The 22346-nt window shown below is 68.7% G+C and carries 22 protein-coding genes; 10 read left to right on the top strand and 12 right to left on the bottom strand.

The features are described from left to right. Positions 1-225 precede the first annotated feature (225 nt). Positions 226-1101, top strand: coding sequence for a hypothetical protein (locus F9C11_RS00820; RefSeq protein WP_409183043.1), 876 nt, complete (start codon positions 226-228; stop codon positions 1099-1101). A gap of 53 nt (positions 1102-1154) precedes the next feature. Here the strand turns inward: F9C11_RS00820 and F9C11_RS00815 are convergent, their stop codons facing one another. The 8 genes from F9C11_RS00815 to F9C11_RS00780 all read right to left on the bottom strand — a co-directional run bounded on the left by F9C11_RS00815 (position 1155) and on the right by F9C11_RS00780 (position 7942). Next, positions 1155-2000 (bottom strand): hypothetical protein, encoded by an 846-nt coding sequence (locus F9C11_RS00815; RefSeq protein ID WP_409183042.1) that lies wholly within the window; start codon positions 1998-2000, stop codon positions 1155-1157. Further along, on the bottom strand, positions 2000-3205 hold the full coding sequence (locus F9C11_RS00810; RefSeq protein ID WP_409183041.1) for an RNA polymerase sigma factor: 1206 nt from the start codon (positions 3203-3205) through the stop codon (positions 2000-2002). The genes F9C11_RS00815 and F9C11_RS00810 overlap by 1 nt, the downstream gene beginning before the upstream one ends. Continuing rightward, on the bottom strand, positions 3202-3564 hold the full coding sequence (locus F9C11_RS00805) for a YciI family protein (protein WP_409183040.1): 363 nt from the start codon (positions 3562-3564) through the stop codon (positions 3202-3204). Before F9C11_RS00805 ends, F9C11_RS00810 begins: the two co-directional genes overlap by 4 nt. A 150-nt stretch (positions 3565-3714) precedes the next feature. Then, entirely contained in the window at positions 3715-4542 is an 828-nt protein-coding gene (locus F9C11_RS00800) for a carbohydrate-binding protein (protein WP_409183039.1), read from the bottom strand. A 50-nt stretch (positions 4543-4592) separates the two neighbouring features. Continuing rightward, positions 4593-5528 (bottom strand): AraC family transcriptional regulator, encoded by a 936-nt coding sequence (locus F9C11_RS00795; protein ID WP_409183038.1) that lies wholly within the window; start codon positions 5526-5528, stop codon positions 4593-4595. 135 nt (positions 5529-5663) lie between these two features. Beyond that, the gene (locus tag F9C11_RS00790; RefSeq protein WP_409183037.1) at positions 5664-6200 is read right to left on the bottom strand and encodes a helix-turn-helix domain-containing protein; all 537 of its coding nucleotides are present in this window, start codon (positions 6198-6200) and stop codon (positions 5664-5666) included. A 13-nt stretch (positions 6201-6213) separates the two neighbouring features. After that, entirely contained in the window at positions 6214-7719 is a 1506-nt protein-coding gene (locus F9C11_RS00785; RefSeq protein ID WP_409183036.1) for a sodium:solute symporter, read from the bottom strand. Between the two features lie 4 nt (positions 7720-7723). Next, entirely contained in the window at positions 7724-7942 is a 219-nt protein-coding gene (locus F9C11_RS00780) for a DUF3311 domain-containing protein (RefSeq protein WP_409183035.1), read from the bottom strand. A 173-nt stretch (positions 7943-8115) separates the two neighbouring features. On the opposite strand from F9C11_RS00780, the gene F9C11_RS00775 reads away from it, so the two are divergent. Together F9C11_RS00775 and F9C11_RS00770 are read left to right on the top strand one after the other, a co-directional pair. Then, complete coding sequence (locus F9C11_RS00775) at positions 8116-9402, top strand: amidohydrolase family protein (protein ID WP_409183034.1); 1287 nt, start codon at positions 8116-8118, stop codon at positions 9400-9402. A 50-nt stretch (positions 9403-9452) separates the two neighbouring features. Continuing rightward, the gene (locus F9C11_RS00770; RefSeq protein WP_409183033.1) at positions 9453-10595 is read left to right on the top strand and encodes a TetR/AcrR family transcriptional regulator; all 1143 of its coding nucleotides are present in this window, start codon (positions 9453-9455) and stop codon (positions 10593-10595) included. Here the strand turns inward: F9C11_RS00770 and F9C11_RS00765 are convergent. Continuing rightward, entirely contained in the window at positions 10592-11803 is a 1212-nt protein-coding gene (locus F9C11_RS00765) for an oxygenase MpaB family protein (protein ID WP_409183032.1), read from the bottom strand. The two genes, F9C11_RS00770 and F9C11_RS00765, sit on opposite strands and share 4 nt — an antisense overlap. Before the next feature lie 495 nt (positions 11804-12298). Further along, entirely contained in the window at positions 12299-13723 is a 1425-nt protein-coding gene (gene glnA, locus F9C11_RS00760) for a type I glutamate--ammonia ligase (RefSeq protein WP_009073253.1), read from the bottom strand. A gap of 172 nt (positions 13724-13895) precedes the next feature. Between glnA and F9C11_RS00755 the strand changes: the two genes are divergently transcribed. Next, a complete protein-coding gene (locus tag F9C11_RS00755; RefSeq protein ID WP_409183031.1) occupies positions 13896-14384 on the top strand; it encodes an RDD family protein in 489 nt (162 codons plus the stop codon). 108 nt (positions 14385-14492) lie between these two features. Here the strand turns inward: F9C11_RS00755 and F9C11_RS00750 are convergent, their stop codons facing one another. Continuing rightward, a complete protein-coding gene (locus F9C11_RS00750) occupies positions 14493-15221 on the bottom strand; it encodes a DUF4191 domain-containing protein (RefSeq protein ID WP_409183030.1) in 729 nt (242 codons plus the stop codon). A 64-nt stretch (positions 15222-15285) separates the two neighbouring features. On the opposite strand from F9C11_RS00750, the gene F9C11_RS00745 reads away from it, so the two are divergent. From F9C11_RS00745 to F9C11_RS00720, 6 genes are all read left to right on the top strand, one after another. Beyond that, a complete protein-coding gene (locus tag F9C11_RS00745) occupies positions 15286-17385 on the top strand; it encodes an ATP-dependent DNA helicase UvrD2 (protein ID WP_409183029.1) in 2100 nt (699 codons plus the stop codon). Positions 17386-17593: 208 nt separating this feature from the next. Beyond that, a complete protein-coding gene (locus F9C11_RS00740; protein WP_409183028.1) occupies positions 17594-17872 on the top strand; it encodes a hypothetical protein in 279 nt (92 codons plus the stop codon). A gap of 153 nt (positions 17873-18025) precedes the next feature. Continuing rightward, complete coding sequence (locus F9C11_RS00735; RefSeq protein ID WP_409183027.1) at positions 18026-18373, top strand: WhiB family transcriptional regulator; 348 nt, start codon at positions 18026-18028, stop codon at positions 18371-18373. Beyond that, the gene (locus F9C11_RS00730; protein ID WP_409183026.1) at positions 18370-18633 is read left to right on the top strand and encodes a hypothetical protein; all 264 of its coding nucleotides are present in this window, start codon (positions 18370-18372) and stop codon (positions 18631-18633) included. Before F9C11_RS00735 ends, F9C11_RS00730 begins: the two co-directional genes overlap by 4 nt. 950 nt (positions 18634-19583) lie before the next feature. Then, positions 19584-20549, top strand: a complete 966-nt coding sequence (locus F9C11_RS00725; protein ID WP_409183025.1) for a class I SAM-dependent methyltransferase — start codon at positions 19584-19586, stop codon at positions 20547-20549. Beyond that, positions 20546-20728 carry a hypothetical protein gene (locus tag F9C11_RS00720; protein WP_409183024.1) on the top strand — a complete coding sequence of 61 codons (183 nt, stop codon included), beginning with the start codon at positions 20546-20548 and terminating at the stop codon, positions 20726-20728. The genes F9C11_RS00725 and F9C11_RS00720 overlap by 4 nt, the downstream gene beginning before the upstream one ends. Positions 20729-21337: 609 nt before the next feature. On the opposite strand, the gene F9C11_RS00715 is transcribed toward F9C11_RS00720, so the two are convergent. Beyond that, a complete protein-coding gene (locus F9C11_RS00715) occupies positions 21338-22276 on the bottom strand; it encodes a hypothetical protein (protein ID WP_409183023.1) in 939 nt (312 codons plus the stop codon). Positions 22277-22346: the final 70 nt, after the last annotated feature.

Raw genomic sequence — 22346 nt, 5'->3', positions numbered from 1 at the left:
AACTCCGCACGGCGGTCGAGCGGTCACCGTCGGTTCCGGGGATCGGCCAGGCGTGGCGCGGGGTGCCCGGCCGGGGTTGCGAGACCGGCCGAGGTCGTGCCCGTGCGGCCCCGGCGGGGGCGACATTGGGGCAACGATGGCTCTGCGCGGCCCTTGCGAGCAACGACATTCACTGCTTCGCGTCTTTGGGTTTAGAGATTCGCCAATAGACACGGGGAGCAGGAAATGGGATTCACCGCGCTGAAGTCGATGAAGCTGGTCATGGTCGGCGGGGCGGTCGCCGCGACCGCGTTGCTTTCCGCCTGCAGCGGAAACAATGTCGACGGAAATGGTTCCGCAGCGAAGGGCATTTCCGGCGCGGCCGCGGTAAAGCAGAACCCGCAGGGCGGCTCGGCCGGGGCGGCGGCCACGTCGAACGGCGACGTCAACTGCAGCGAACTCGGCGGGCAGGTCGGTCCGGCGGGCGGCAAGCAAATGGATCTGATCGCGGTGCAAAGCGCCAACGGAAGCATTCCCGGCTGCACTGAAGCATTCAATGTAATGACGAAGTATTACGAATTGGCCCCGACTCAGGGGGAAGGCCCCGGCCACCGCGTTCTCGGCATCGAAGGGCACTGGGACTGCGCGTTGGGCGCGGAAGAGGAATTCACTCAGGGCGTCGTGAACTGCGGAAAGGACGGCGGTGCCGAGTTCATGATCAAGACTGCTCCGACCCGCGGCGGCGCGGGCCAGTCCGCTGCCCCGACGCGCCGCTTCCCGAACACGACGCAGACCGTCCAGTTCACCGGCTTCGACCGTTCGGTCAACATGGCCCAGTTCCAGCTGGTCACCTGGAAGAAGGGTGGCCCGGACAACGGCCAGTTCGTGCCGAGCGACGCCAAGACCTACCGTCTCCCGGTGAGCAAGACCGCGCAGGTCTTCGGCGCGGCCGAGCTGTGCCCGGGCGGCGAGGTCGCCCTCGACCCGCAGGGCCGCGGCACGAACCCGTGCGCCGAGCAGGCGCTGATGGAGGCGCTGACCGGCTCGAACCCGCTGCACGCCGAAATCCACGTCGACCAGAACGACAACATCGACGTCGTCAAGGAGCTTTACCGCCCCTGAGCGGAGAACTGACGCGAACCGGCGGCCAGGAGCGATCCGGCCGCCGGTTCGCGTTACGCGGAAAGCTGGCGTTGTCCCGCATCGAAACTGCGCAACGCGGCGCCCACGGCCGCGGCGACAGTGATCTCGTAAACCTCGTCCTCCTGGTATTTCGTGCTCAACTCGGCGAAATCCGCGTCGTTGAGCCGGTAGGACGCATCGCGGACCTTCGCCGCGAACGGCTGCAACGGCGCGGGCAAGCCGTCCCCGGTGGCCGCCGCCTTGCGCAGCGCCTGGTCGGTCACCGCGGGCGCGGTGAACACGGAATACCGCATGTTCTCCACCGGATCCGCATGCGTGCCAGCCGGCCCGCCGGCGAGCAGGAAACCGGGGAACCGATACCCGAACCGGTGCAGCGCACGGGTTCCGCTCTCCAGCTGCCCCTCGCGGAGCACGAAACCGAACGCGTTCGCGAGCCGGTTCACGATGTTCCACACCAGATTCACCCGCAGCGCTTCGCGAATCGCCGCCGACGGAAGATCCGGCAGCTCGAGCTGGTCCGGATTCCGCGTGACGGTCTCCAAGAACGCCCGGATGGTGCGCACTTCCGGCCGCGCCGCCTCCGGTCGCGACGGGTCGATCTCGCCTTGTCCGGCGATCCGGGTCAGCTCCGCGTGCGAGTCGACGCAGAAGGGGCATTCGTGCAGCAACGCCGTGGACATGGCGAGAAACTCGCGTTCCCCGGCCGTCCAGTACGACGGGCCGCGCATCGCCGGAGCGGTGAGATCCAGCAGCGGCCGGGTGAGGAAACCGGGACGGTACAGCAGCATCTTCACGATGTCCGGCGGCTGTTTCGACGTGATCGACAGGAACAGCTTGGCCCGCAGCCGATGTCCGTTGTCGAGAATGGACAGTCTCATCAGGACTCCAAGGTGGCTGAGCGACCGGCGAGAAAACGCCGGTCGGCTGGGTTGACCGCGAGTTCGTGGGCACGCCGGTAGGCGGCCATCGCCTCGCCCGAGCGGCCGAGACGGCGCAGCAGATCGGCGCGTGCGGCGTGCATCAGGTGATACCGGTCGAGCCCGCCGATCCCGTCGATGAGCGCCAGCCCTTCCTCCGGGCCGGTGGCCATCGCGACCGCGACGGCGTGGTTCAACGCGACGACCGGCGACGGATCCATCTCGGACAACCGCCGATACAGCCCGGCGATCGCCGCCCAGTCGGTGTCCGCCGCGGACCGGGCCTGCGCTTGCTGGACGGCGATCGCGGCCTGCAGCTGATACGGCCCAGGCGTCTCGAAGCGCAGCGCCCGGTCCAGCAGCCTGACCGCTTCGGCGATTTCGTCGTGGTCCCAACGACTTCGGTCCTGGTCTTCGAGCAGCACTACGTCGCCGTCGCGGGTATAGCGAGCAGCGGTGCGCGAATCGTGCAGGAGCAGCAGCGAAACCAGGCCGAGCGCCTCCGGTTCGTCCGGCATGAGCGTCGCGATGAGTTTCGCCAGCCGGATCGCTTCCTGCTGCAGTTCGCGATGGTCCGGCGAGGTGTAGCCCTGGGTGAAGATCAAGTACACCACCGCCAAGACCCCGGACAGCCGCTCGGGCAGCAGATGATCGGCCGGCACCGCGAGGCTGATCCCGGCGTCGCGGATCTTGCGTTTGGCCCGCACCAGCCGCTGCGCCAGCGTCGCCTCGCTGACCAGGAACGTCCGCGCGATCTGTGCCGCGGTCAGCCCGGCCACCGCCTGCAGCGTCAACGCGACGCGCGCCTCCTCGGCGAGCGCGGGATGACAGCAGGTGAAGATCAGGCTGAGCCGTTCGTCGCCGATCGCGAGCAGGCTGTCCTCGGACACCTCCACCGCGACCTCCGGCCGTTCGCCGAGCTGGGCGAGCTTCTCCTGGCCGCGGCGGGCCCGCCGGAGCCGGTCGATCGCGCTGTTGCGGGCGGCGGTCAGCAGCCACGCCACCGGGTCGTCCGGCGGCTCGTCGCCCCAGCCGCGCAGGGCGAGCGCGCACGCGTCCTGCAGCGCGTCTTCGGCGAGTTCGAAGTCGCCGAGGACACGGACCAGCGCCGCGAGCATCCGGGCCCGGTGCTCGCGGTAGGCCTCCCGCAGCAACGCCGAGGTCATGCCTGGTGCGACAGCCCGGGCACCCCGGCGACCGGCCGCACCTCGACGGTGCCGACCTCGGCCATCGGGCACAGCGCGGCGAGTTCGAGGGCTTCGTCGAGGTCGCGGCAGTCGAGGACGTAGACGCCGCCGAGATGCTCGTGGGTCTCCGGGAACGGCCCGTCGGTGATCAGCGTCTTCCCGTCGCGGACCCTGACCGTGGTCGCGGTGTGCTCGCCCTGCAGCGGATGGCCGGACACGAACACGCCGCGTCGGCGGCATTCGTCGGCGAACGCGTTCACCCTGGCCAGCGCGTCCGGGAAGGCCGGATCGCCGGGTTCTGGACGGTCGCAGTCGTAGATCGCCAGCAGGTAGAGCATGTGTCCTCCGAGGGCCGGTCCGGCGTCGTCGCAATGGAAGACGAACGTGTCGACGGTAACTCGACAGCGCGGGCTCGGCTTCTCGGAAAAATTCCCGGAAGACGGAGAACGGCGGGCCCGGGGGAGCCCGCCGTTCTCGTCAGGAGGGGATCAGCCCTTCTGCCACAACGCTGGCGCGTTGGGCGGTTCCCAGCCCGGCTGGGCGGTGTGGCCCTGAAGGCACACGTAGCCGACCCCGTTGAACGTGACCCGCGTGCCCGCGGGGTAGGACTTGCCCGCGGCCCAGGTCGTCCCGCCGGGCTGGCCGGTCGGCGACGTCGGAGTCGTCGAGGGCCCGCCGGTCGGCGTCTGCTGGACGTTGAGCACGAAGTCGAACGCGGCCTCCTTGGCGTTGTTCGGGGCGTCGCGGACCGTCATGAGCAGCCGCGAGTCGAAAATGGTGTCGGTGTTGTTGCGCGGCTCGCCCGGGAAGTACAGCTGCGTCGTCAGGATCGGCTCCCCTGGCGCCTGCACCTTGACGTGGATGTGCCGCGTCCGGCCGGGGTAGAGGCCGGGCACGATCGTCGTCAGCTTGAACTCGCCGAGGTCGTTCGTGTACTGGTGGCCGCGGAAGGTGTAGCCGACGTTGTCGTACGCGCCGTTCACGTCCGCCTGCCAGAAGTCCAGCAGCGCGCGGCGGATCGGCTGGCAGGACAGCCCGAACACGTACCCGCTCACGGTGAGCCGCTGGCCCGGGGTGTTGCCGTCGACGAGCACGCTGCGCTCGGGCGAGTTCGGCTTGAAGTACGGGCCCTCGGTCTGGTCGATCGTCGGTTCGTCGCCGTCGTGGCAGTACGGGGTCGGCTCGACCTTCTGCCCGCCGGCGAAATTCGTGCGGGCCAGTGCCGGACCGCCGACGAGTGCGACCGGCGCGGCGACTCCGGCGGCCAGCGCGGCCTTCAGCACTGCCTTGCGGCTGAACTTCCTGTCTTCGTCCATGCCTGCTCCTCGGTGGGGGCTGGGGATTCCCCTCGACGGTAGGGAGAAGATCAGCCCGCAGCGATGGACGGAGTCATGCAGTCGTGGTGAATCTTCGGGGCGGTGTCGCCGGTGCGGCGGAATCCGCCGGGGCTCAACCCGGTTTCGCGCCGAAAGAACCGACAAAAGTAGGCTGGATCGGCGAATCCGACGCGGCTGGCCACCTGCCGCACGGACAGATTCGTCCGCAGCAGGAACCGTTTCGCCTCCTGCGTCCGCGCTTCGCGCACCAATTCCGCCGCGGTGCGCCCGGTCGCCGCCTTGACGGCCTCGGTGAGGTAGCCGGGCGTGACGCCGAGCCGTTCGGCGTGCGCGCGCACCGACCACAGTCCCAGCTCCGATTTTTCGGCCTGCTGCGCGAATTCCGCCGCTACCGCGCGAGCGCGGGCGGGCGCCGGGGCGGGCGGGATGCCGGGCAGCCGTCCGGCGCGCACGATCAGCACGTGCAGCAGCGCGCGCAGCACGGATTCGGCGTCCTCGCCGCCGCGGCGGAACTCCTCCTCGAGTTCGGCGATCAGCCGCGCGGTGCGGTCGTGTTCGGCCCGGTCCAGCCGCAGCCACGGCCGTTCGCGCAGCCTGCGCAGGGTTTCGCGGTCGGCTGGATGGTCGAAGAGGAAGTCGTCGGTGAACAGCACGACCGAGCCGGCGAGTTCGCGCGCCTCCCAGTGGTGCACCTGGCCCGGGGTGACGACGCCGAGGTGCGGCGGGCTCAGCTCCCACCGGGTCAGGTCGACCACGTGCGCGCCGGTCCCTCCGGTGACGAGCACGATTTCGTAAAACGTGTGCCGGTGCGGGAATTCCGCCCTCGACAACGGCCCGACCGCGTCGAAAGAGCCGACCGCGAACGGCACCGCGTCGGGTGCGGGCACCTCAAGCCGGTGCAGCGGAAGTTCCCCGGTCTTGACCGGTCGGCAGCACATTCCCGGGGGCACCGTCGTCCCACGCATCAGTCCGTCCTTTTCGCCGGTTTCGGAACGAAAAGTCTAGACCAATTTCGCGGCAGGCACCTCCGACGGAAGTATCAGTACTGTGCCGGATGGTCACGGCCGACGACGGTCGCGTGCCGCCTTCTCGCGGCCGGATCAGTAACTGGGCGGAGTGACGCTCACGAGGAACCGGGCGGTGGTCCGGCCGTCGTTGCGGAAGCGGTGCGGGACGGTCGAATCGAAGTGGCAGCTGTCGCCGGTCTTGAGCACGTGCGTCTGCTCGCCGACCTGGACGGTCAGCCGTCCGGCGATCACCACCACGCATTCCTCGGACGGATGCGAGCGCAGTTCGTCGGACGAGACCCCGCCCGGTTCGAGCACGCCTTCGAGCACCTCGAGCTTCGCGCCGCCCGGTGACGCGCGGGTGTAGGTGATCGCGTGGTGCGGCGACGAGATCCGGTACCGGTCGTCGTGCCGGATCACCGCGACGGTTTCCTCCTCCGGCTCCTGGAACAGGCTGAACAGCGGGATGTCGAGCACCTCCGCGATCCGCCGCATGGTTTCCAGGCTGGGGTCGGTGACGCCCCGCTCGACCTGGCTGATCAACCCGGTCGACACCCCCGCCTGGTCGGCGAGCTGGCGCACGGTCAGCCCGCGCAGGGTGCGGAACTCGCGGATCCTCGTCACGGTCACCCGATCATTATCGTCAAACGGCGCTCCGGCGCAGGTCACCGGCCTCGGCGGAGTCCGCTGAGCGGGCGCCCGCGCCGACCTCGGCCGCCGTTCGCGACGGCGGCCGGGTCACGAGGCTGACCGCCACCGTCACGATGAGATTGACGACGAGCGCGGGCAACCCGACCACGGTCCCCGGCGGCATGGTGTGCGCGACGAGAGAGCCGAGCGCGGGTACGCCGACGATCAATCCGCCGCACAACGCACCTGCCGCCAGCCCCACTGCGGTGACCCGGCGCCACAGCATCGAAAGGAACAGCGCGGGGGCGAGCTGTCCGACGGCGCTGTAGACGTTTGTCATGATGCTCAACAGTTTTTCGTTGCTGTGCGCGACAAGAAGTACGGAAAGCGCAGTGAAAACGAGGACGCCTACGCGCATCGCGGTCAACGACGAGGCCCATTTTTCTGAACGGGCCCCGAGTACGTTGCGGGTGAACAGACTGCTGGCCGCCAGCACCAGCACCGCGGTCGGCACGAGTGCGACGAGAATGCCCGCGCCGCCGAGCAGTCCGATGACCCATTCCGGATACTTCTCGCGGACGAAAATCAGCAGCGACGCGTTGGCCTGCTTGTCGGTCAGCTTCGGCAGCGCGAGCACCGCGGCGAGCGCGATCATCACGATCAGAACGTAGAACAGCGAATACAGCGGCTGGACCACCTGGTTGCGGCGGATCGTCGCGACGTCCTTCGCGCTGTAGGACACCTGGAACATGTGCGGCAGCGCGAACGAGCCCAGCGGGGTGAGCAGCAGGAAACTCATCCACCACCAGGTGTTGGTGGCGGGCGAACCGTGCAGCCCGGGCAGGGTCGCGCCGCTGGGATGCGCTTGTTTCATCGCGTCGAACACGCCCAGCGGTCCGCTCGCCCCGGCCGCGTCCGCCGCGCCGATCGCGACCACGAGCAGGATCGCGATCAGCAGCACGTCCTTGACGATCGCGGTGAACGCGGCTCCGCGCATCCCGCCGACCAGCACGAACCCGGCGACCAGCGCCCCGCCGGCGATGACGTAGACCAGCGCCGGGACCTCGCTGCCGAACAGGCTCGCCAGGATCAGGCTCAGCCCGGTCAGCTGGACCTGGGCGTAGAGCAGCAGCGCGATGATGCCGAATCCGGCGACCAGGCCACCGAACCAGCGGGCTTCGAAGCGGACGGTGAAGTAATCGGCCATGGTGACCAGGCCGTGCTGCTTGCCCGCGCGCCAGATCTTCGGCACCACCCAGTAGCCGACCGCCGCGGTCAGCACGACGGTGCCGAGCACGTAGAACCCGGGCGCGCCGTTGCTGAACACGCCCTGCGACGCACCGAGCAGCGCGAACGTGGTGAACGTTTCGCCGACCAGCAGAAACCAGAACAGCCAGGTGCCGAACCGGCGTCCGCCGACCGACCATTCCTGCAGATTCATCGCCCGGCCGCGCGCGGCGGCGACGGTGCCCCAGACAATCGAGCCGACCGCGATGAGAAGAGCGAGCGCCAGTGCCATCGCGTCACACCCGGTCCAGCTCGCCGCGGCGGCGGTCGATCGCGTAGACGAGACCGATCGCGCCCGAGCCGATCAGCACGCCGGCGGTCATCCACACCAGCAGGAACGGGATCGAGCCGAACACGTAGTCGATCCGGTTGACCAGGGGGATCGCCGCGACGCACCACACGAACGGGACGCCGAGCAGAAGCCAGTGCCAGCGGCGGGGTGCCTTTCGGGTCATGATCGCTCCTCAGCTCGGCCACGTCTTTGTGTTCAGCCTGGATGAATCCGCATCAGTGTGAGCGATGACTTGTGTTGCGTCAATGACGACAATCGTGGATCCGCGAGAGAGCCTTGCGCAGTGGAAGTGCCCGATGTTCACTGTGGCTGACCGCAGGAAGACCGGAGGCACGCATGATCCTCACCGCCGCGCGGCTGCTGACCGACGCGTCCGCCCCGCTGATCCACGACGCCGCCGTCGCGGTCTCGGAGGGCGCGATCACCTATGCCGGGCCACGGAATTCCGCGCCCGACGGCCCGGTGACCGACCTCGGCGACGTCACCCTGATGCCCGGATTGATCGACTGCCACGTCCACCTCTGCCAGGACCCGGGCTCCGGCGAGGTCACCCTGGAAATGTCCGGCGACCAGGACGCGCTGACCCGCCGGATGACCGCCAACGCGCGGCGCTTGCTCGACGCCGGGGTCACCACCGCCCGCGACCTGGGCGCACCGGGCACCTTGGGCACCCGGGTACGGGACCTGCTCGCCGCGACCCCGGAAGCCACCCCGCGAATGCTCGCCGCGAACGCGCCGATCACCGTCACCGGCGGCCACGCCGCGTCGATGGGCGGCATCGCGGACGGCGTCGACGAGGTCCGCGCGATGGTCAGGCAGCACGCGGAGGACGGAGTCGACCTGATCAAAGTCATGACCACCGGCGGCTTCATGACCCCTGGCAGCCACCCGGCGGAAGCCCGCTACACCGTGGCCGAGTTGACTGCTCTGGTGACCGAAGCACACGCGTGCTCGCTGCCGGTCACGACGCACGCGTTGGGCGTCGAAGGCATCGAACGAGCCGTACTCGCCGGTGTCGACTGCATCGAACACTGCGGCTGGGTCACCCGTACTGGCACCGAATTCGACCCGCGGATCGCCGAGATGATCGTCGCGCGCGGAATCGCGGTCAGCCCGACCATGAACACCGCCTGCACCGCCGCGGACTACATGTGCCCCTGGGACGAACGCGCCGCCGTGATCGGCAACCTGCGCGCGCTGATTGCCTTGGGAGCCACCATCGTCGCCGGGACCGACGCCGGAATCCCGTTGGTGCACTTCGAACGCTACGCCGACTGCCTGGACACCTTCGCCGAAGCCGGAATGACCCCGCGGCAAGCGCTCGCCAGCGCCACCTCGGTAGCCGCCCGCGTGTGCGGCCTGGCCGAGGTCACCGGTCGCGTGGCCCCGGGTTTCCGCGCGGATCTCATCGCGGTGGACGGCGATCCGACCGAGTCGCTGGCCTCCCTGCACCGCCCCCGTTTCGTTATGGCCGACGGTGTTCGGCACGAAATCCGCGACACCGATCCCGGAACCGCCGATTCAGCGGCCCGGGAACGCATCCGCCGGAACCTCGAACTCGGCGCCGGGCGCGGTGGCGGCACCCACGTGTCCCGCCCGCGTGAAGCCCCGCCCGTCTCGTGATTGACTGGCCGCATGGCCGTACTTCCGCATCCGGGTGCCCGGGGTCCGCTGTGACCTCCGAACCGGCTGCGGCCACCCGTCCGCGCAACCGCAAGCAGCTCATCGTCGAAGCGGCGGGCCGGGCCTTCAGCGAGCGCGGGTACCACGCGGCGTCCATGGAGGAGATCGCCGCCGCCGTCGGGATCACCGCCGCGGCGCTGTACCGGCATTTCCCGAACAAGTACGCCCTGTTCACCGAGTGCGCGAACGTGATGGCAGACCGCCTGGTCGCCGCCCTCGACGCGGTGCCCGCCGCCGCGCCCGCCGCGGAGGTCCTCCGCCCGCTGGCCCGGGTCACGGTCGCCCACCGCGAGTCCGGCGGCCTGTACCGCTGGGAGGCCCGCTATCTCGACCGAGCGGACCGTCGGGTCCTGAGCGCGAAGTTCGCCCGAGTCGTCGCGCGCGTGACCGACGTGGTGCGGCCGTCCCCGGACGCGGACCTCCGCGCCGTGGCCGCACTCGGCGCGATCGGCTCGATCACCATGCACCGCACGTCGATCGCTCACCACCGCGCAGAAAACCTGCTGACCGAATCGGCCCTGCGCCTCGCCACCTCGACGACTACCCCGGCCGCGCCGGTCGTGGAACTGCCCGCCCAGCCAGTCCCGCGAACCCGCCGCGCGCAAATTCTCGCCGCCGCCGTGCCGTTGTTCGAACGCGACGGATTCGCCACCGTCACGAACGCCCGAATCGCCGAGGCCGTGGGCTTGGTGCCGTCCGCGCTGTACCGGCATTTCCCCAACAAAGCCGAAATCCTGGCCGCCGCGTGCCTGCAAGCCGCGGGGCTCCTGGCACAAGCCGTGGAACAAAACCTCCACGGCACCACCGGCGCCCGAGCCTTGCCCGTTCTGGCCGCCACCTACGTGGCCTACAGCTTCGAACACACCGCCCTGACCAACGTCGCCGCCGCGGAACTGGGCGGCCTGCCCACCGCGTTGCAACGCCCGCTGATCCTTGCCCAACGCGAGCACATCGCTGTGTGGGAACAACAACTCCGCCTGGCCCGCCCGGACCTGGACGCGCACCAAGCCCGCGTACTGGTGCACGCGGGCTTCGGCGCGGTAGTGGAAACGGGCCGGCGGCTGCGGTGGGAGGACACCCCCGAACACCGCGCCGCCGTCACCGCGTTCCTGTTGAGCGCATTGGGACTTTAAGCACCCGGCCGATTCGCCGTGGGGAGCGTGATCGGCGTCTGCGTCGGCGAGGTGCCGTTGTTGAGGTACAGCATGGAAATGCCGCGGACGAACTGGTCGAAAAGGTAGAAACTGCCCGGCATGATCTTCGTCGCCCCCTCGCGGAACGCGACATACGCGGGCCATTCGATCCGCACCAGCGCCGCCTGCGCGTAATCGCGGGGGAGCCCAAGCCAATCGCCCATCTGGTCATTGAGAAGATAGCGGACCAGCTCGTTGACGAACCCGGAATCGAGCCCGAGCGTCGGCTTCTCGATATAGCCGAGCAACGTCTTCGCCAGGCTGACCCCTTCCTCGGTCGGCCCGAGCACCGGCCACAACATCTGCTGCGCCTGCGCTTCCGCGTCCGCCCACGTCTTCGGAATGAACTGCTCCTGCACGCCAAGCAGATGCAGTGCGACCTGCCAAGCATGCAGATCCGCGTCCTGCTCCGCGGCCGACAGCTTGATGTTCCACTTGAGCATGTTGCTGCGCGCGAACGTCGCCACGGAATGGAACGTCCGCAGAATGTCCCCATTGCTGATCGGCTTGGGCTGATCCGCGCCCGACTGGTATTTCGCCGACGTCGGCAGCAAATTCCGCACTACTGCGTGCACCAGCCGCGTCTTGTTGGCCGTCACGACGAAATGCCCGTCCGGTGCCCACGCCTTGGAGTTGTGCAGATCGTAGCCGAAAGTGAAAGTCTTGGCCGCCCGCTGCTTCATATCCGCGCCGCCGGCCGACCAGTAAACCGCCCGAGCCTCCCGCGGAATGACGGTGCTCATGATCCCGCTGCCGAGCGTTTCCGAAACGAACAAATAACTGCTCAACCGGGTATAAAGCTTCTCCGACGCAGCAAGCTTGCCCGCATCCGCCCACGACGGCAGCTTGTTGACCTGCCGCAGATACGCCACCAGATAATCCGGCATGCCCGCAGGCAACGGCGCGTTGTTGTCGATCCAGCCCTGCCAAGCGGTGTTGACCGCCGGTATCTTGCCCTCCTTGAGCAACGCCGCAGCGACCGCATCCGCACTGTCGTCCCACACCTGAAACGGATCGGCCCCGGTCCCACTCCCGGCAATGGACCCCTTGCCTGACCACGCCCACGCAGTGCCGGTGGTGCCCGCCATCCCCGCGATGCCCAACGCCGCGCCGAGGGTCAGCACCTTCCTTCTGCTGAGATTCTCCATGTACTTGTCTGCCTCTCTGGTAGGCGTCGTTGCCATCCCATCACCGGCCAGGGGCTGCTCGCCGCCCCCTGTCGACAGTCTAGGAAGAAGTGATTTCTCATTAACATAACGGTGCTGGTCGGCTGGTGGCAAGAGGTGTCGTCGCTCCGGATCACCGGTCAGTGCCGAAGAAGCGGCCCGCCCCCGGGAAGCCGCGTGCTCTCCTCGGTCAGAAAGTTCCGCAAGAGCCGCGGGTCAGCTCCGCCCGCTCCGGCGCGACGAGCAGTTTCACCGGCAACGGCGCACAGCCATACCCAGGCAGCACCGTCTGCAACGCCCGCCCTGGAGAAGATCGTCCATCAGCCACGCATGACCACGAAAAAAGGCCGAACACGAGATCCGTACGCGCCGGTCTTCGCGCCTTGGCCATGACCGGCGCACGCATCAAACGAAGGACAAACGCGAATGGCCCGCCAGCAATATGCTGACGGGCCATTCGTGCGGTACAGGTTCAGATCACACGTCGTAGTACAGCGAGAACTCGTACGGGTGCGGGCGAAGCCGCAGCGGGTCGATTTCGTTTTCGCGCTTGTACTGGATCCACGTTTCGATCACGTCGGGCGTGAAGACACCGCCCTCGAGCAGGTAGTCGTGGTCCTGCTCCAGGGTGTCCAGCACGGTGCCCAGGTCGCCCGGGACCAGTTTGACGTTCTTGGCCTCCTCGGGCGGCAGCTCGTAGAGGTCCTTGTCGATCGGCTCCGGCGGCTCGATCTTGTTCTTGATGCCGTCGAGCCCGGCCATCATCATCGCCGAGAACGCGAGGTACGGGTTGCCCGACGAGTCCGGGCAGCGGAACTCGGCGCGCTTGGCCTTCGCGTTGTTGCCGGTGATCGGGATGCGGACGCAGGCGGAGCGGTTGCGCTGCGAGTACACCAGGCTGACCGGTGCCTCGAAGCCCGGCACCAGGCGGTGGTAGGAGTTCACCGTCGGGTTGGTGAAGGCCAGCAGGCTCGGCGCGTGCTTGAGCAGGCCGCCGATGTAGTGCCGCGCCGTGTCGGACAGGCCCGCGTAGCCGGACTCGTCGTGGAACAGCGGCTGGCCGTCCTTCCACAGCGACTGGTGGCAGTGCATGCCCGAGCCGTTGTCGCCGGCGAGCGGCTTCGGCATGAACGTCGCGGTCTTGCCCGCGGCGAACACGGTGTTCTTCACGATGTACTTGAACAGCTGCAGGTCGTCGGCAGCGTGCAGCAGCGTGTTGAACTTGTAGTTGATCTCCGTCTGGCCCGCGGTGCCCACCTCGTGGTGCGCGCGCTCGATCTCGAAGCCGGAGTTCGTCAGCTGGCGGACGATGTCGTCGCGCAGGTCGGCGAAGTGGTCGACCGGCGGGACGGGGAAGTAGCCGCCCTTGAACCGCGTCTTGTAGCCCTGGTTGCCGCCCTCGGTGTCGGCGCCGGTGTTCCACCAGCCCTCGATCGAGTCGATCTCGTGGAACGACAGGTGCTCGGCGTCCTCGAAGCGGACCGAGTCGAAGATGTAGAACTCCGCCTCCGGGCCGAAGTACACGTTGTCGGCGACGCCGTACTCCGAGATGTACTGCTCGGCCTTGCGCGCGATGTTGCGCGGGTCGCGGCTGTAGGCCTCGCGGGTGAACGGGTCGTGCACGAAGAAGTTCAGCGAGAGCGTCTTCGCCTTGCGGAACGGGTCGATCCGCGCCGTCTCGGGGTCCGGCAGCAGCAGCATGTCGGACTCGTGGATCGACTGGAAGCCGCGCACCGAGGAGCCGTCGAAGGCGAGACCCTCTTCGTACGCCTCCAGGTCGAACGCCTTCGCGGGCACCGTGAAGTGCTGCATGACGCCCGGCAGGTCGCAGAACCTGACGTCGATGGACTCCACCTTCTCATCTGCGATGAGGCGCTGAATGTCGTCTGGAGTAGTGGGCACCCTCGGTGACTCCTTCTCGTTCGTTACCGGCGGCTGTACTCTCTTCGGCTCACGCTAAGAGGGCGGTGTTGCCCGACCGTCACCCGAATGTTTCGCCGGTGTTAACGGGCCGCCGTCCGTGTCCAGTCGACCAGGCCGGATGTGGTCCGCGCCACCGGCATACCCTGGACGGGTGGCGAGATGGACGGGTGAATGGCTGCCGGGCGTCGGCGACGGCTCCACCGCGGCGGGTCCGCGCGAGGCCCCGAAGTGGCGCGGCGAATCGATGGGCCTGCCCGAATCCGGCGTGGGCGCGGTGGCCGGCGGCGGTTCGCGGTTCCTCGCGCTCGTGCTCGACCTGGTGCTCGCGTCCCTGATCACGGCCCTGTTCGTGCGCTATGACCTGCAGAACGCCGCCGCGATGCAGACGTTCAACCTCTGGGCGGGCGCGGTCTGGGCGGTCATCACGGTCATCCCGGTCACGTTCTTCGGCTTCACTCCCGGCATGGCGGCACTGGGCATCCGGGTGGCGCGCCTGGACGGGGCGGCGATGGTCGGCCCCTGGCGCGCGCTGGTGCGGATGGTGCTGACCGCGCTGCTGCTCCCGCCGCTCGTGCGCAACGCCGACGGCCGCAACTGGCTCGACCGAGCGACCAACACGGTCGTCATCCGGATGCGCTGACGCTGGTCCGAGGGCCGGAGCGGCCGATGCCAGGAACCGCAAACCCGCACCCTCGAACGCGAAGAACCCCCGGTCGGCAACAGACCGGGGGTTCTCGGCGAGCAAGCGTCAGCGACGGCGGATGGTGCGCTGCACGTTCCGCATCTTCGCGCCCGCGGGCATCGGGCCCTTCGGCATCGCCGCGCCGCGCGAGCCGAGGGCGGCCAGCTTCGCTTCGAGGGCGTCGACCTGGGCCGGCTTGAGGTTGCGGGGCAGCTTCGCCAGGTGCGACTGCAGCTTCTTGAGCGGCACCTGCTTGTCGTCGTGGCCGATCGTCACGTCGTAGATCGGGGTGTCGCCGACCAGCCGGGACACGCGCTTCTTCTCCTGCGCCAGCAGGCTCTTCACCCGGTGCGGGGCGCCCTCGGCCACGAGGATCACGCCGGGGTGGCCGAGCACGCGGTGGACGGCGTCGAGCTGGGTCGTGGCGGCGACGGTCGGCGTGACCTTCCACTTGCCGCGCATGTTCTCCAGCGCCCAGGCTCCCGCGCCGGGCTGGCCGTCGGCCTTCCCGTAGACCGTGCGCTGCACGCGCCTGCCGAAGATGATCACGGCGAGCAGGATCCCGAGCACGATGCCCAGCGGCAGCAGCGTCCACTGGATGTCGAAAAGGAAGCCGATGCCGAACAGCACACCGGCGACCACCACGATCGAACCGACCATCCAGGGGATGAGCATCGGGTCTTCGCGGCGCTGCATCTTGAACGCCTCGAACAGCTGCCCGCGCCGGGCCTTGCTCGCAGCGCGCTTTTCCCGCTTGGCCTGCTTGGCCGCTTCCTTGTCCTGCTTGCCCGCCATATGACCAGGATACGGCCGCGTGCCCGGCCGGGAATCCGTCGGCCCCCTCTGCGAGGATCGCGGGGTGGCCATCGCATCGTCTCCCCAGAGCCGGCAGAGCCGCGCGAGCCTGCTCGACGGGCTTGATCCCGAACAGCGCGCCGCCGCGGCGGCCCCCCGCGGCCCGGTGTGCGTCCTCGCCGGCGCGGGCACCGGAAAGACCCGGACGATCACGCACCGCATCGCCCACCTGGTCCGATCGGGCCACGTCGCGGCCGGACAGGTGCTGGCTGTCACCTTCACCACGCGCGCGGCGGGGGAGATGCGCACCCGGCTGCGCGGCCTCGGGGTCGACGCGGCGCAGGCGCTGACCTTCCACGCCGCCGCCCGCCGTCAGCTGCGCTACTTCTGGCCGCGGGTCGTCGGCGACCGGCCGTGGGATCTGATCGACAACAAGTTCCGGCTCGTCGCGCAGGCCGCCCAGCGCGTCCGGCTGAGCACCGAGACCGAAGTGCTGCGCGACCTGGCGAGCGAGATCGAGTGGAGCAAGGCGTCGCTCGTCTCGCCGGACGACTACCCGTCGGTCGCCGCGCGGATGCAGCGCGACACTCCCGCGCCGGTCGCGCAGGTCGCCGAGGTCTACCGCTGGTACGAGGAGCTGAAGACGAACGCGCAGGTCCTCGACTTCGACGACCTGCTCCTGCAGACCACCGCGGTGCTGGAGAAGCACGAGGCGGTCGCGGCCGAGTTCCGCGACCGGTATCGCTGCTTCGTGGTCGACGAGTACCAGGACGTCACGCCGCTGCAGCAGCGGCTGCTCGACGCGTGGCTCGGCGGCCGCGACGACCTCACCGTCGTCGGCGACGCCAACCAGACCATCTACTCCTTCGGCGGTGCCTCGCCGAAGTCGCTGCTGGAGTTCACGCGGCGATTCCCGGAGGCGACCGTCGTGCGCCTCGAACGCGACTACCGGTCCACGCCGCAGGTCGTCGCGCTCGCGAACCGCGTGATCGGCGCCGCGCGCGGACGTCCGGCCGGGTCGCGGCTGAAGCTCGTCGGGCAGCGGCCGGACGGTCCGGAGCCGCGGTTCGCCGAGTACGAAGACGAGGCCGCCGAGGCCAGCGCGGTCGCGCGCCGGGTCCGAGAACTGCTCGACGCGGACGTGCCGGCGAGCGAGATCGCGGTGCTGTTCCGGGTGAACGCGCAGTCGGAGGCGTACGAGCAGGCGCTCACCGAGGCCGGAATCCCGTACCTGGTCCGCGGCGGCGAGCGGTTCTTCCAGCGCACCGAGGTGCGGCAGGCGATGGCGGCCCTGCGCACGGCGTCGATGGAACCCACCTCGCTGGAACTGGTCACCGCGGTGCGTTCGGTGCTCGCGCGGGTCGGGCTCACCGAGCAGCCGCCGTCGGGCGGAGCGGCGAAGGAGCGGTGGGACGCGCTGCTCGCGCTGGTGGAGCTGGCCGAGGAGCTGGCGGCGTCGGTCGAGGATGCGGACTTGCCGCGCTTCGTCGCGGAACTTGAACAACGCGCGGCGGCCCAGCACCCGCCGACCGTCGAGGGTGTCACGCTCGCGTCGCTGCACGCGGCGAAGGGCCTCGAGTGGGACGCGGTGTTCCTCGTCGGGCTGTCCGAGGGCACGATGCCGATCCTGCACGCGGACGGCGACGACGCCGCGATCGAAGAGGAACGGCGGCTGTTCTACGTCGGCGTCACGCGGGCCCGGGAGCACCTGTCGCTGTCGTGGTCGCTCTCGCGCGGGCCGGGCCGGGGACGCAACCGGCGCCGGTCGCGGTTCCTGTACGGGCTGATCCCGGAGGACCACCCGGCGGCGCGGGTCGCCCGCTCGCAGCAGGTGGCGAAGCCCGGGTCGAACGCGGCCCGCTGCCGGCTGTGCGGCGGTCCGCTGGTGCAGACCATGGAGGTCAAGCTGGGGCGGTGCGGGAAGTGCCCGTCCACAGTGGATGAGGATTTGCTGGAGAAGCTGAAGACGTGGCGCGGGGAGCGTTCGCGGGAGTTGAAAGTCCCGGCGTTCGTCGTGTTCACTGACGCGACGCTGATGGCGATCGCCGAGCAACGCCCGACCGACGACGGCGCGCTGGTGTCGATCTCCGGGATCGGCGCGACGAAGCTCGAGCGGTTCGGAGCCGAGGTGCTCGACGTCGTCCGGTCGTCGATGCGATCTTGACCGCGTCTTCGCGGTGATCGGTGCGGCGAACCTGCAGCTCGGGGGCGATCTTCAGCTTTTCGGCAGAGATTTGGGAAAATAAGTTGCCCCGGTTGCGCCGGGGCGCATAACCTGCGTAGGCACCCGGGCGAGAGCCCGGTCTGGGGAAGAACACGACGGTTGCCGCCTCGGGCGGCGCAGTCCGACAGAGAAAGGCGGTGCCGGTGAAATGATCAGCAATCTGATGTACGCGAACCCTGGCACCGGTCTGCCTGTCTGCACGACCGTTGACGCCCCGCGCCAGGGCACCGGTGTGTCCACGTTCGCGCACATCGACGGAACGCGTCGTCACATCGACGGTTTGCGTCGCATCGAGCGCAACGGGGCCCCGGCCGGCATCACTCTCGCGAGCGCCGCCGTTGTTGCCGCGTACCCGCAGGTTGATGTCGATCTGCCGACCATCAAGCAGTTCCGTGTTCCGTTGTCGATACGGGAGCGAAGTTCCTGACCTGACGTCAGGACTCAAGGCTCACGAAGGCCGCGGAACCGGTAACCGGATCCGCGGCCTTCGTGTTTTTGTGGCTGCACAACAAGAAGGAACAAGTTGTCCAGTTCGATCGCCCACCGCCACACCACCACCGCATCGCAAAGGAGCATGGAAATGTCATCCGCCATCGCCCTCGCCGAGGGCCCCTTAGCCGAAGGGCTCGACATCGGCGACCTGCTCGACGGGGTCGCCGAGCCGGAACTCCCCTGCCGCTCGCGAGACGCGGACCTGTGGTTCGCCGAATCGCCCGCGGAACTCGAGCGGGCCAAGGCTTTCTGCGCCGCCTGCCCGGTCCGCGAGGCCTGCCTCGCGGGAGCACTGGCCCGGCGTGAGCCGTGGGGTGTCTGGGGAGGAGAAATCTTCGAACGCGGCGCGGTGATCGCCCGCAAGCGGCCCCGCGGCCGTCCGCGCAAGAACGCCGCCCTCGAACCCGCCGCAGCAGCCCGGAGCGCAGCCGCATGACCGTCGACCTCATCACCACGCGCGATTTCGAGGCCCGCACCGGAAAACCGGTCCGCGTACAGCCGAAACCCAAGCAGAACAAGCTTCAGGAGACCACGAAGATGTTGCTTCACGAAGAACTGTCCCGAGCACGAATACGAGACCTGATAACCGAACACGAAGCCCAACGCCCATGGCGCAAGGCACGAGCCGCCCGCCGCTGGTCGCGGGTAGCCCGCTGGGCGACCAGCCGAGCGGAGCGATACCAGCCACCCAACTAATGCGGGTGGGCTCGGTTAGGCGGGGCCTGGGTTTCGACCTGGCGTCTGGCCTGATCAGCCGCTGTGTCCGGGAGTCGGTGCCCGCCAGCCAGGATTGCCTCCAGTCCTGGCTGGCGGGTGTCGGCCGTTTGACTTTGCCTCTAATGCGGTGCGTTCGGTCGGGCGGGTCTGGTTTCTGGCGCGGCTGTAGTCTGGTCGGCCGTTTTGGTCGGGGAGTCGGTGTCTGCGGTCTGGTGGTGAGTGCCAGCTGTCCGGGTCTCGCTGCTAGTGCGGTGCGTTCGGGCTGGCGGGCCTGGTTTCTGGCGCGGCTGTAGCCTGAGCGGCCGTTTTGGTCGGGGAGTCGGTGCCTGCGGTCTGGTGGTGAGTGCCAGCTGTTCGGGTTTCGCTGCTAGTGCGGTGCGGTCGGTCTGGCGGGTCTGGTTTCTGGCCCGGCTGTAGCCTGGTCGGCCGTTTTGGTCGGGAAGCTGGTGCCCGCGGTCAGGAGTGCCTTCAGTCCTGGCTGGCGGGTGTCGGCCGTTCGGGTTTGCCTCTAATGCGGCGCGCTCGGTCGGGCGGGCCGGTTTCCGACTCAGCCGTAGCCTGATCGGCTGTTGTGTCCGGAGTGGGTGTCCGCAGCATGGATTGCCTCCAGTCCTCGCCGCGGAGCACCGGCCATCCGGATTTCGCCGATTCCGGGTCGGTTCGGCGAGCCAGCTCCGGTGTCCAGTTGCGCGGCGAAGCTCAAGGCCGTGGTCTCGACTGGGCGCGCGTCGTCTGGCCATGAGCCGCGGGGCTGGGATCAGGTTTCGCTCGATCCAACCGTCCGTCGGTTTCGCGAGCAGGTGCTTAGCCCAAGAGCGTCCGCGCACCGGTCCGTCGCACGACTTAGCCGGAACGAGCCTGGAAGGTCCGTCGGGGGATCGTCCAGGCTCGTTCTCGTCCCGGACCGCGGACGGGTGTTCAATGAGCCCGTGTCCGGACATACGCACGACCACATCGACTGGGCTGATCGGCTCGCCCTCCTCCGCGCGGCCGATACCCTCGACGCTCCTGCCCAGGCCGCCATCGCCGCACGCCTCGCCGCGAAACTCCCCGCCAATCCGACGGTGATCGACCTGGGCTGCGGAGCCGGCGGAATGAGCACCCACTTCGCCCAAGCCCTGGCCGCCCGCGATGGTGGCACCATCGTCCTGGTCGACGCGACTCCCGAACTGCTTCACGAAGCCGAACTCGCCGTCCGCGCCGCCGCCGGTGTGCAGAACGGCTCGGCGCACACCAATGGTCGGGTGCTCAACCTAAGTACTGAGCCATCGAGCCCGGATTCCGCAGCAGCCGCGGGCACCGCCTCGGCAGTCGAGGTCCAGGCGGTTGTCGCCGACCTCGCGGACAGCTCCCTGCCCGACTTGCTGCCCACCGCGGATCTCGTATGGGCGTCGCGAGTCGTGCACCACCTCCCGGACCAACAGGCCGCGATTGGCACGCTTACTGCAGTCGCGAGGTCGGGCGGCGTAGTCGCGCTAGCTGAGGGCGGGTTGTCTTTTTCTTGCCTCCCTTGGGATCTCGGACTCGGACGGCCCGGCCTAGAGGACCGGTTGCAGGCCGCGCAGGCTGAATGGTTCGTCGGAATGCGCGAGGGCATCGACGGTGCCGTGCCGATGCCCTACGGCTGGACAGTCGCGCTCGAACGCGCCGGACTCGCTGACGTCAGCTCGTTCAGCGCGCTGGTGGACCACCCCGCCCCTGGTCCGGACGGTCTCACCGACTACGTGCACCACCACCTTTCCCGTCTCGCGACGCACGGTGCCGAGAACCTCTCGGACGAAGACCGCGCGACGCTCGCTGCCCTGCTCGACCCGGACAGCCCTCACTACCTCGGCAACCGCCGAGACCTCTTCCTGCTCGGCGTACGCACCGTGCACCACGGACGCCGACCATGACCGCGCCCGACCCCACCTGCTCACGGTGCGGCCGAGCCCGCGCCGCCGAAACCGATCCGCTCGCGACTCTGGCCTGGGTGAGCACCAAGGAAAACGGCGAACACCGCTGGCTCTGCCCGGACTGCGCGCGCACCCATGTCCGGGACATCGAGGGCAAGCTGCCCGACGAGTACTGGTGACAGAACTGGACGCGAAACCAGATCCGGGCCGCAGGCTGGCGAGCGTTCGGGCCGGGTTGCGTGAAGTCCTGTCTGGATGGCTGCGCGCCTAGGTCCGGGACGCGGACTGGCGGGCGAACGTTCGGGCCGGGTTGGGTGAGGCCCGGACTCGATCGGCTGCGCGACCGGGTTTTGGGACTCTGGCTGGTGAGGGTTCCGGGTTGGATGAAGTCCTGTCTGGATGGGTTGCGTGACCAGGTCCGATGCGCGGGCTGGCTGGCGAGCGTTCGGGTCCCGGACGCGCCCGGCCCGAATCCGGCGCACCGGCAGCGATCGGCCTTGCGGATGCCCGGGCGTCCCGGATTGGACGGAGCCGGTCTTGGCGTGACGGCGGCAGCGCGCGTGGTGAATCCCGGCCGCTGGATTGCGTCCGCAGCTACGACGCGATCGCGGGCCCGATGCCTCGCCCGGCCGGATCCCCGCCTTGAGCGCAACCAGGTTTGGAGGGCCAAAGGTTGCCGCCCTGGTATCGCCGAATGCCAGCCACGTTCGCGGGGTTGAAGGGGCGAGGACTGACCGGAGCGCTAATAGCAAGCAACGGCTCCACCCAATCCGGGCGTCAGGTTCGAGTCATGCGGCACTTCCTGTCTTGTAGACGGCGCGCACTTTCGGGCGCGGAGTGCGCGCCGCGTGGCGGTAGGCGTTCAGGAGTTCTGTGCTCATCTCCTCTGGGGATTCCCGGAGTTGGCGTGGGGTGCACCGGAACAGCACGGTGCCGGTCGCGGCTAGGGCTAGGTGGCTGAAGTCTTCCGGGCCCGCCGCGGTGCGGTAGCGCCATGCCAGGCCGATTTCGTCCCACCAAGCGTCTGCGGTGCCGAGTCGGCGGCCGCGGCGGTCGCAGACTGCTACGTTCCATTGCGGGGTCGGCAGCGGGGTTCGTTGGAGGACCCGGAGTGCTTGCCCGTGCGCGAAGGTTTCTTGGTCGTCGAGATTGCGCAGAACCGTGCGTACGGCTGCTGAACCGCGCTGGTTTCCCGTGTTCAGTTCGGTCGTCAGTTCGGCGCGGTCTGCCAGGCCCCAATACAACGGCAGCGAGACCAGTCTCGCGATCTCGTCCGGGTCGTTTTCCCGCCGGGCAAGGTCTAGTGCGGCGCGGGCGGCGCTTGTGTAGGGCAGGCCGTCGATCACGACGGCTTTGGGCATCCGGGCGGTGCGGTACGTGATGACGCTCGGTTCGTTGGCCGGCCTTCGGTTGTGCGGCACCAAAAGATGGATCTCCGGCGTGCGCGGATGGCTGATTCCGTGTGCGCACAACGCATCCGTGCCGGTGATGATGGTTCCGCGGCCGTACCGGGCAACGGCTGCGTGCAGGAGTTCTTCTCGGCTCGGAGGTTTGTCGTGCACGAGGTACACGCCGGAGTACACCTGTCGCCACGGGCCGCCCGGGCCGGAGAGCTGTGCGGCTCTTCGGTCTGAGATTCCCGCGACCCGCAGGTGCCGCCGGTGGAGTACGCCGTGGGAAACAAGATCGCCGAAAGCGAGGGAGTCAGTGCTCGTCGTAGTCGTCATACTTCGAGAATGACGCGTTGATCAACTCCGCGAAAGCACCCTGCGCAATCTGTGGACAACTCAGCGTTGT

The sequence above is a fragment of the Amycolatopsis sp. VS8301801F10 genome (assembly GCF_046195355.1).
Classification (GTDB): Bacteria; Actinomycetota; Actinomycetes; order Mycobacteriales; family Pseudonocardiaceae; genus Amycolatopsis.
This window is presented reverse-complemented; position numbering and strand designations above follow the sequence as displayed.

Bases quoted from the DNA above. Each gene is read 5' to 3' on its own strand.
- F9C11_RS00780 (WP_409183035.1), bottom strand. From the start codon at position 7,942: ATGACCCGAAAGGCACCCCGCCGCTGGCACTGGCTTCTGCTCGGCGTC.
- F9C11_RS00815 (WP_409183042.1), bottom strand. From the start codon at position 2,000: ATGAGACTGTCCATTCTCGACAACGGACATCGGCTGCGGGCCAAGCTG.
- F9C11_RS00820 (WP_409183043.1), top strand. From the start codon at position 226: ATGGGATTCACCGCGCTGAAGTCGATGAAGCTGGTCATGGTCGGCGGG.
- F9C11_RS00730 (WP_409183026.1), top strand. From the start codon at position 18,370: ATGACCGTCGACCTCATCACCACGCGCGATTTCGAGGCCCGCACCGGA.
- F9C11_RS00805 (WP_409183040.1), bottom strand. From the start codon at position 3,564: ATGCTCTACCTGCTGGCGATCTACGACTGCGACCGTCCAGAACCCGGC.
- F9C11_RS00810 (WP_409183041.1), bottom strand. From the start codon at position 3,205: ATGACCTCGGCGTTGCTGCGGGAGGCCTACCGCGAGCACCGGGCCCGG.
- F9C11_RS00765 (WP_409183032.1), bottom strand. From the start codon at position 11,803: ATGGAGAATCTCAGCAGAAGGAAGGTGCTGACCCTCGGCGCGGCGTTG.
- F9C11_RS00795 (WP_409183038.1), bottom strand. From the start codon at position 5,528: ATGCGTGGGACGACGGTGCCCCCGGGAATGTGCTGCCGACCGGTCAAG.
- F9C11_RS00800 (WP_409183039.1), bottom strand. From the start codon at position 4,542: ATGGACGAAGACAGGAAGTTCAGCCGCAAGGCAGTGCTGAAGGCCGCG.
- F9C11_RS00775 (WP_409183034.1), top strand. From the start codon at position 8,116: ATGATCCTCACCGCCGCGCGGCTGCTGACCGACGCGTCCGCCCCGCTG.
- F9C11_RS00715 (WP_409183023.1), bottom strand. From the start codon at position 22,276: ATGACGACTACGACGAGCACTGACTCCCTCGCTTTCGGCGATCTTGTT.
- F9C11_RS00740 (WP_409183028.1), top strand. From the start codon at position 17,594: ATGATCAGCAATCTGATGTACGCGAACCCTGGCACCGGTCTGCCTGTC.
- F9C11_RS00785 (WP_409183036.1), bottom strand. From the start codon at position 7,719: ATGGCACTGGCGCTCGCTCTTCTCATCGCGGTCGGCTCGATTGTCTGG.
- F9C11_RS00750 (WP_409183030.1), bottom strand. From the start codon at position 15,221: ATGGCGGGCAAGCAGGACAAGGAAGCGGCCAAGCAGGCCAAGCGGGAA.
- F9C11_RS00735 (WP_409183027.1), top strand. From the start codon at position 18,026: ATGTCATCCGCCATCGCCCTCGCCGAGGGCCCCTTAGCCGAAGGGCTC.
- F9C11_RS00720 (WP_409183024.1), top strand. From the start codon at position 20,546: ATGACCGCGCCCGACCCCACCTGCTCACGGTGCGGCCGAGCCCGCGCC.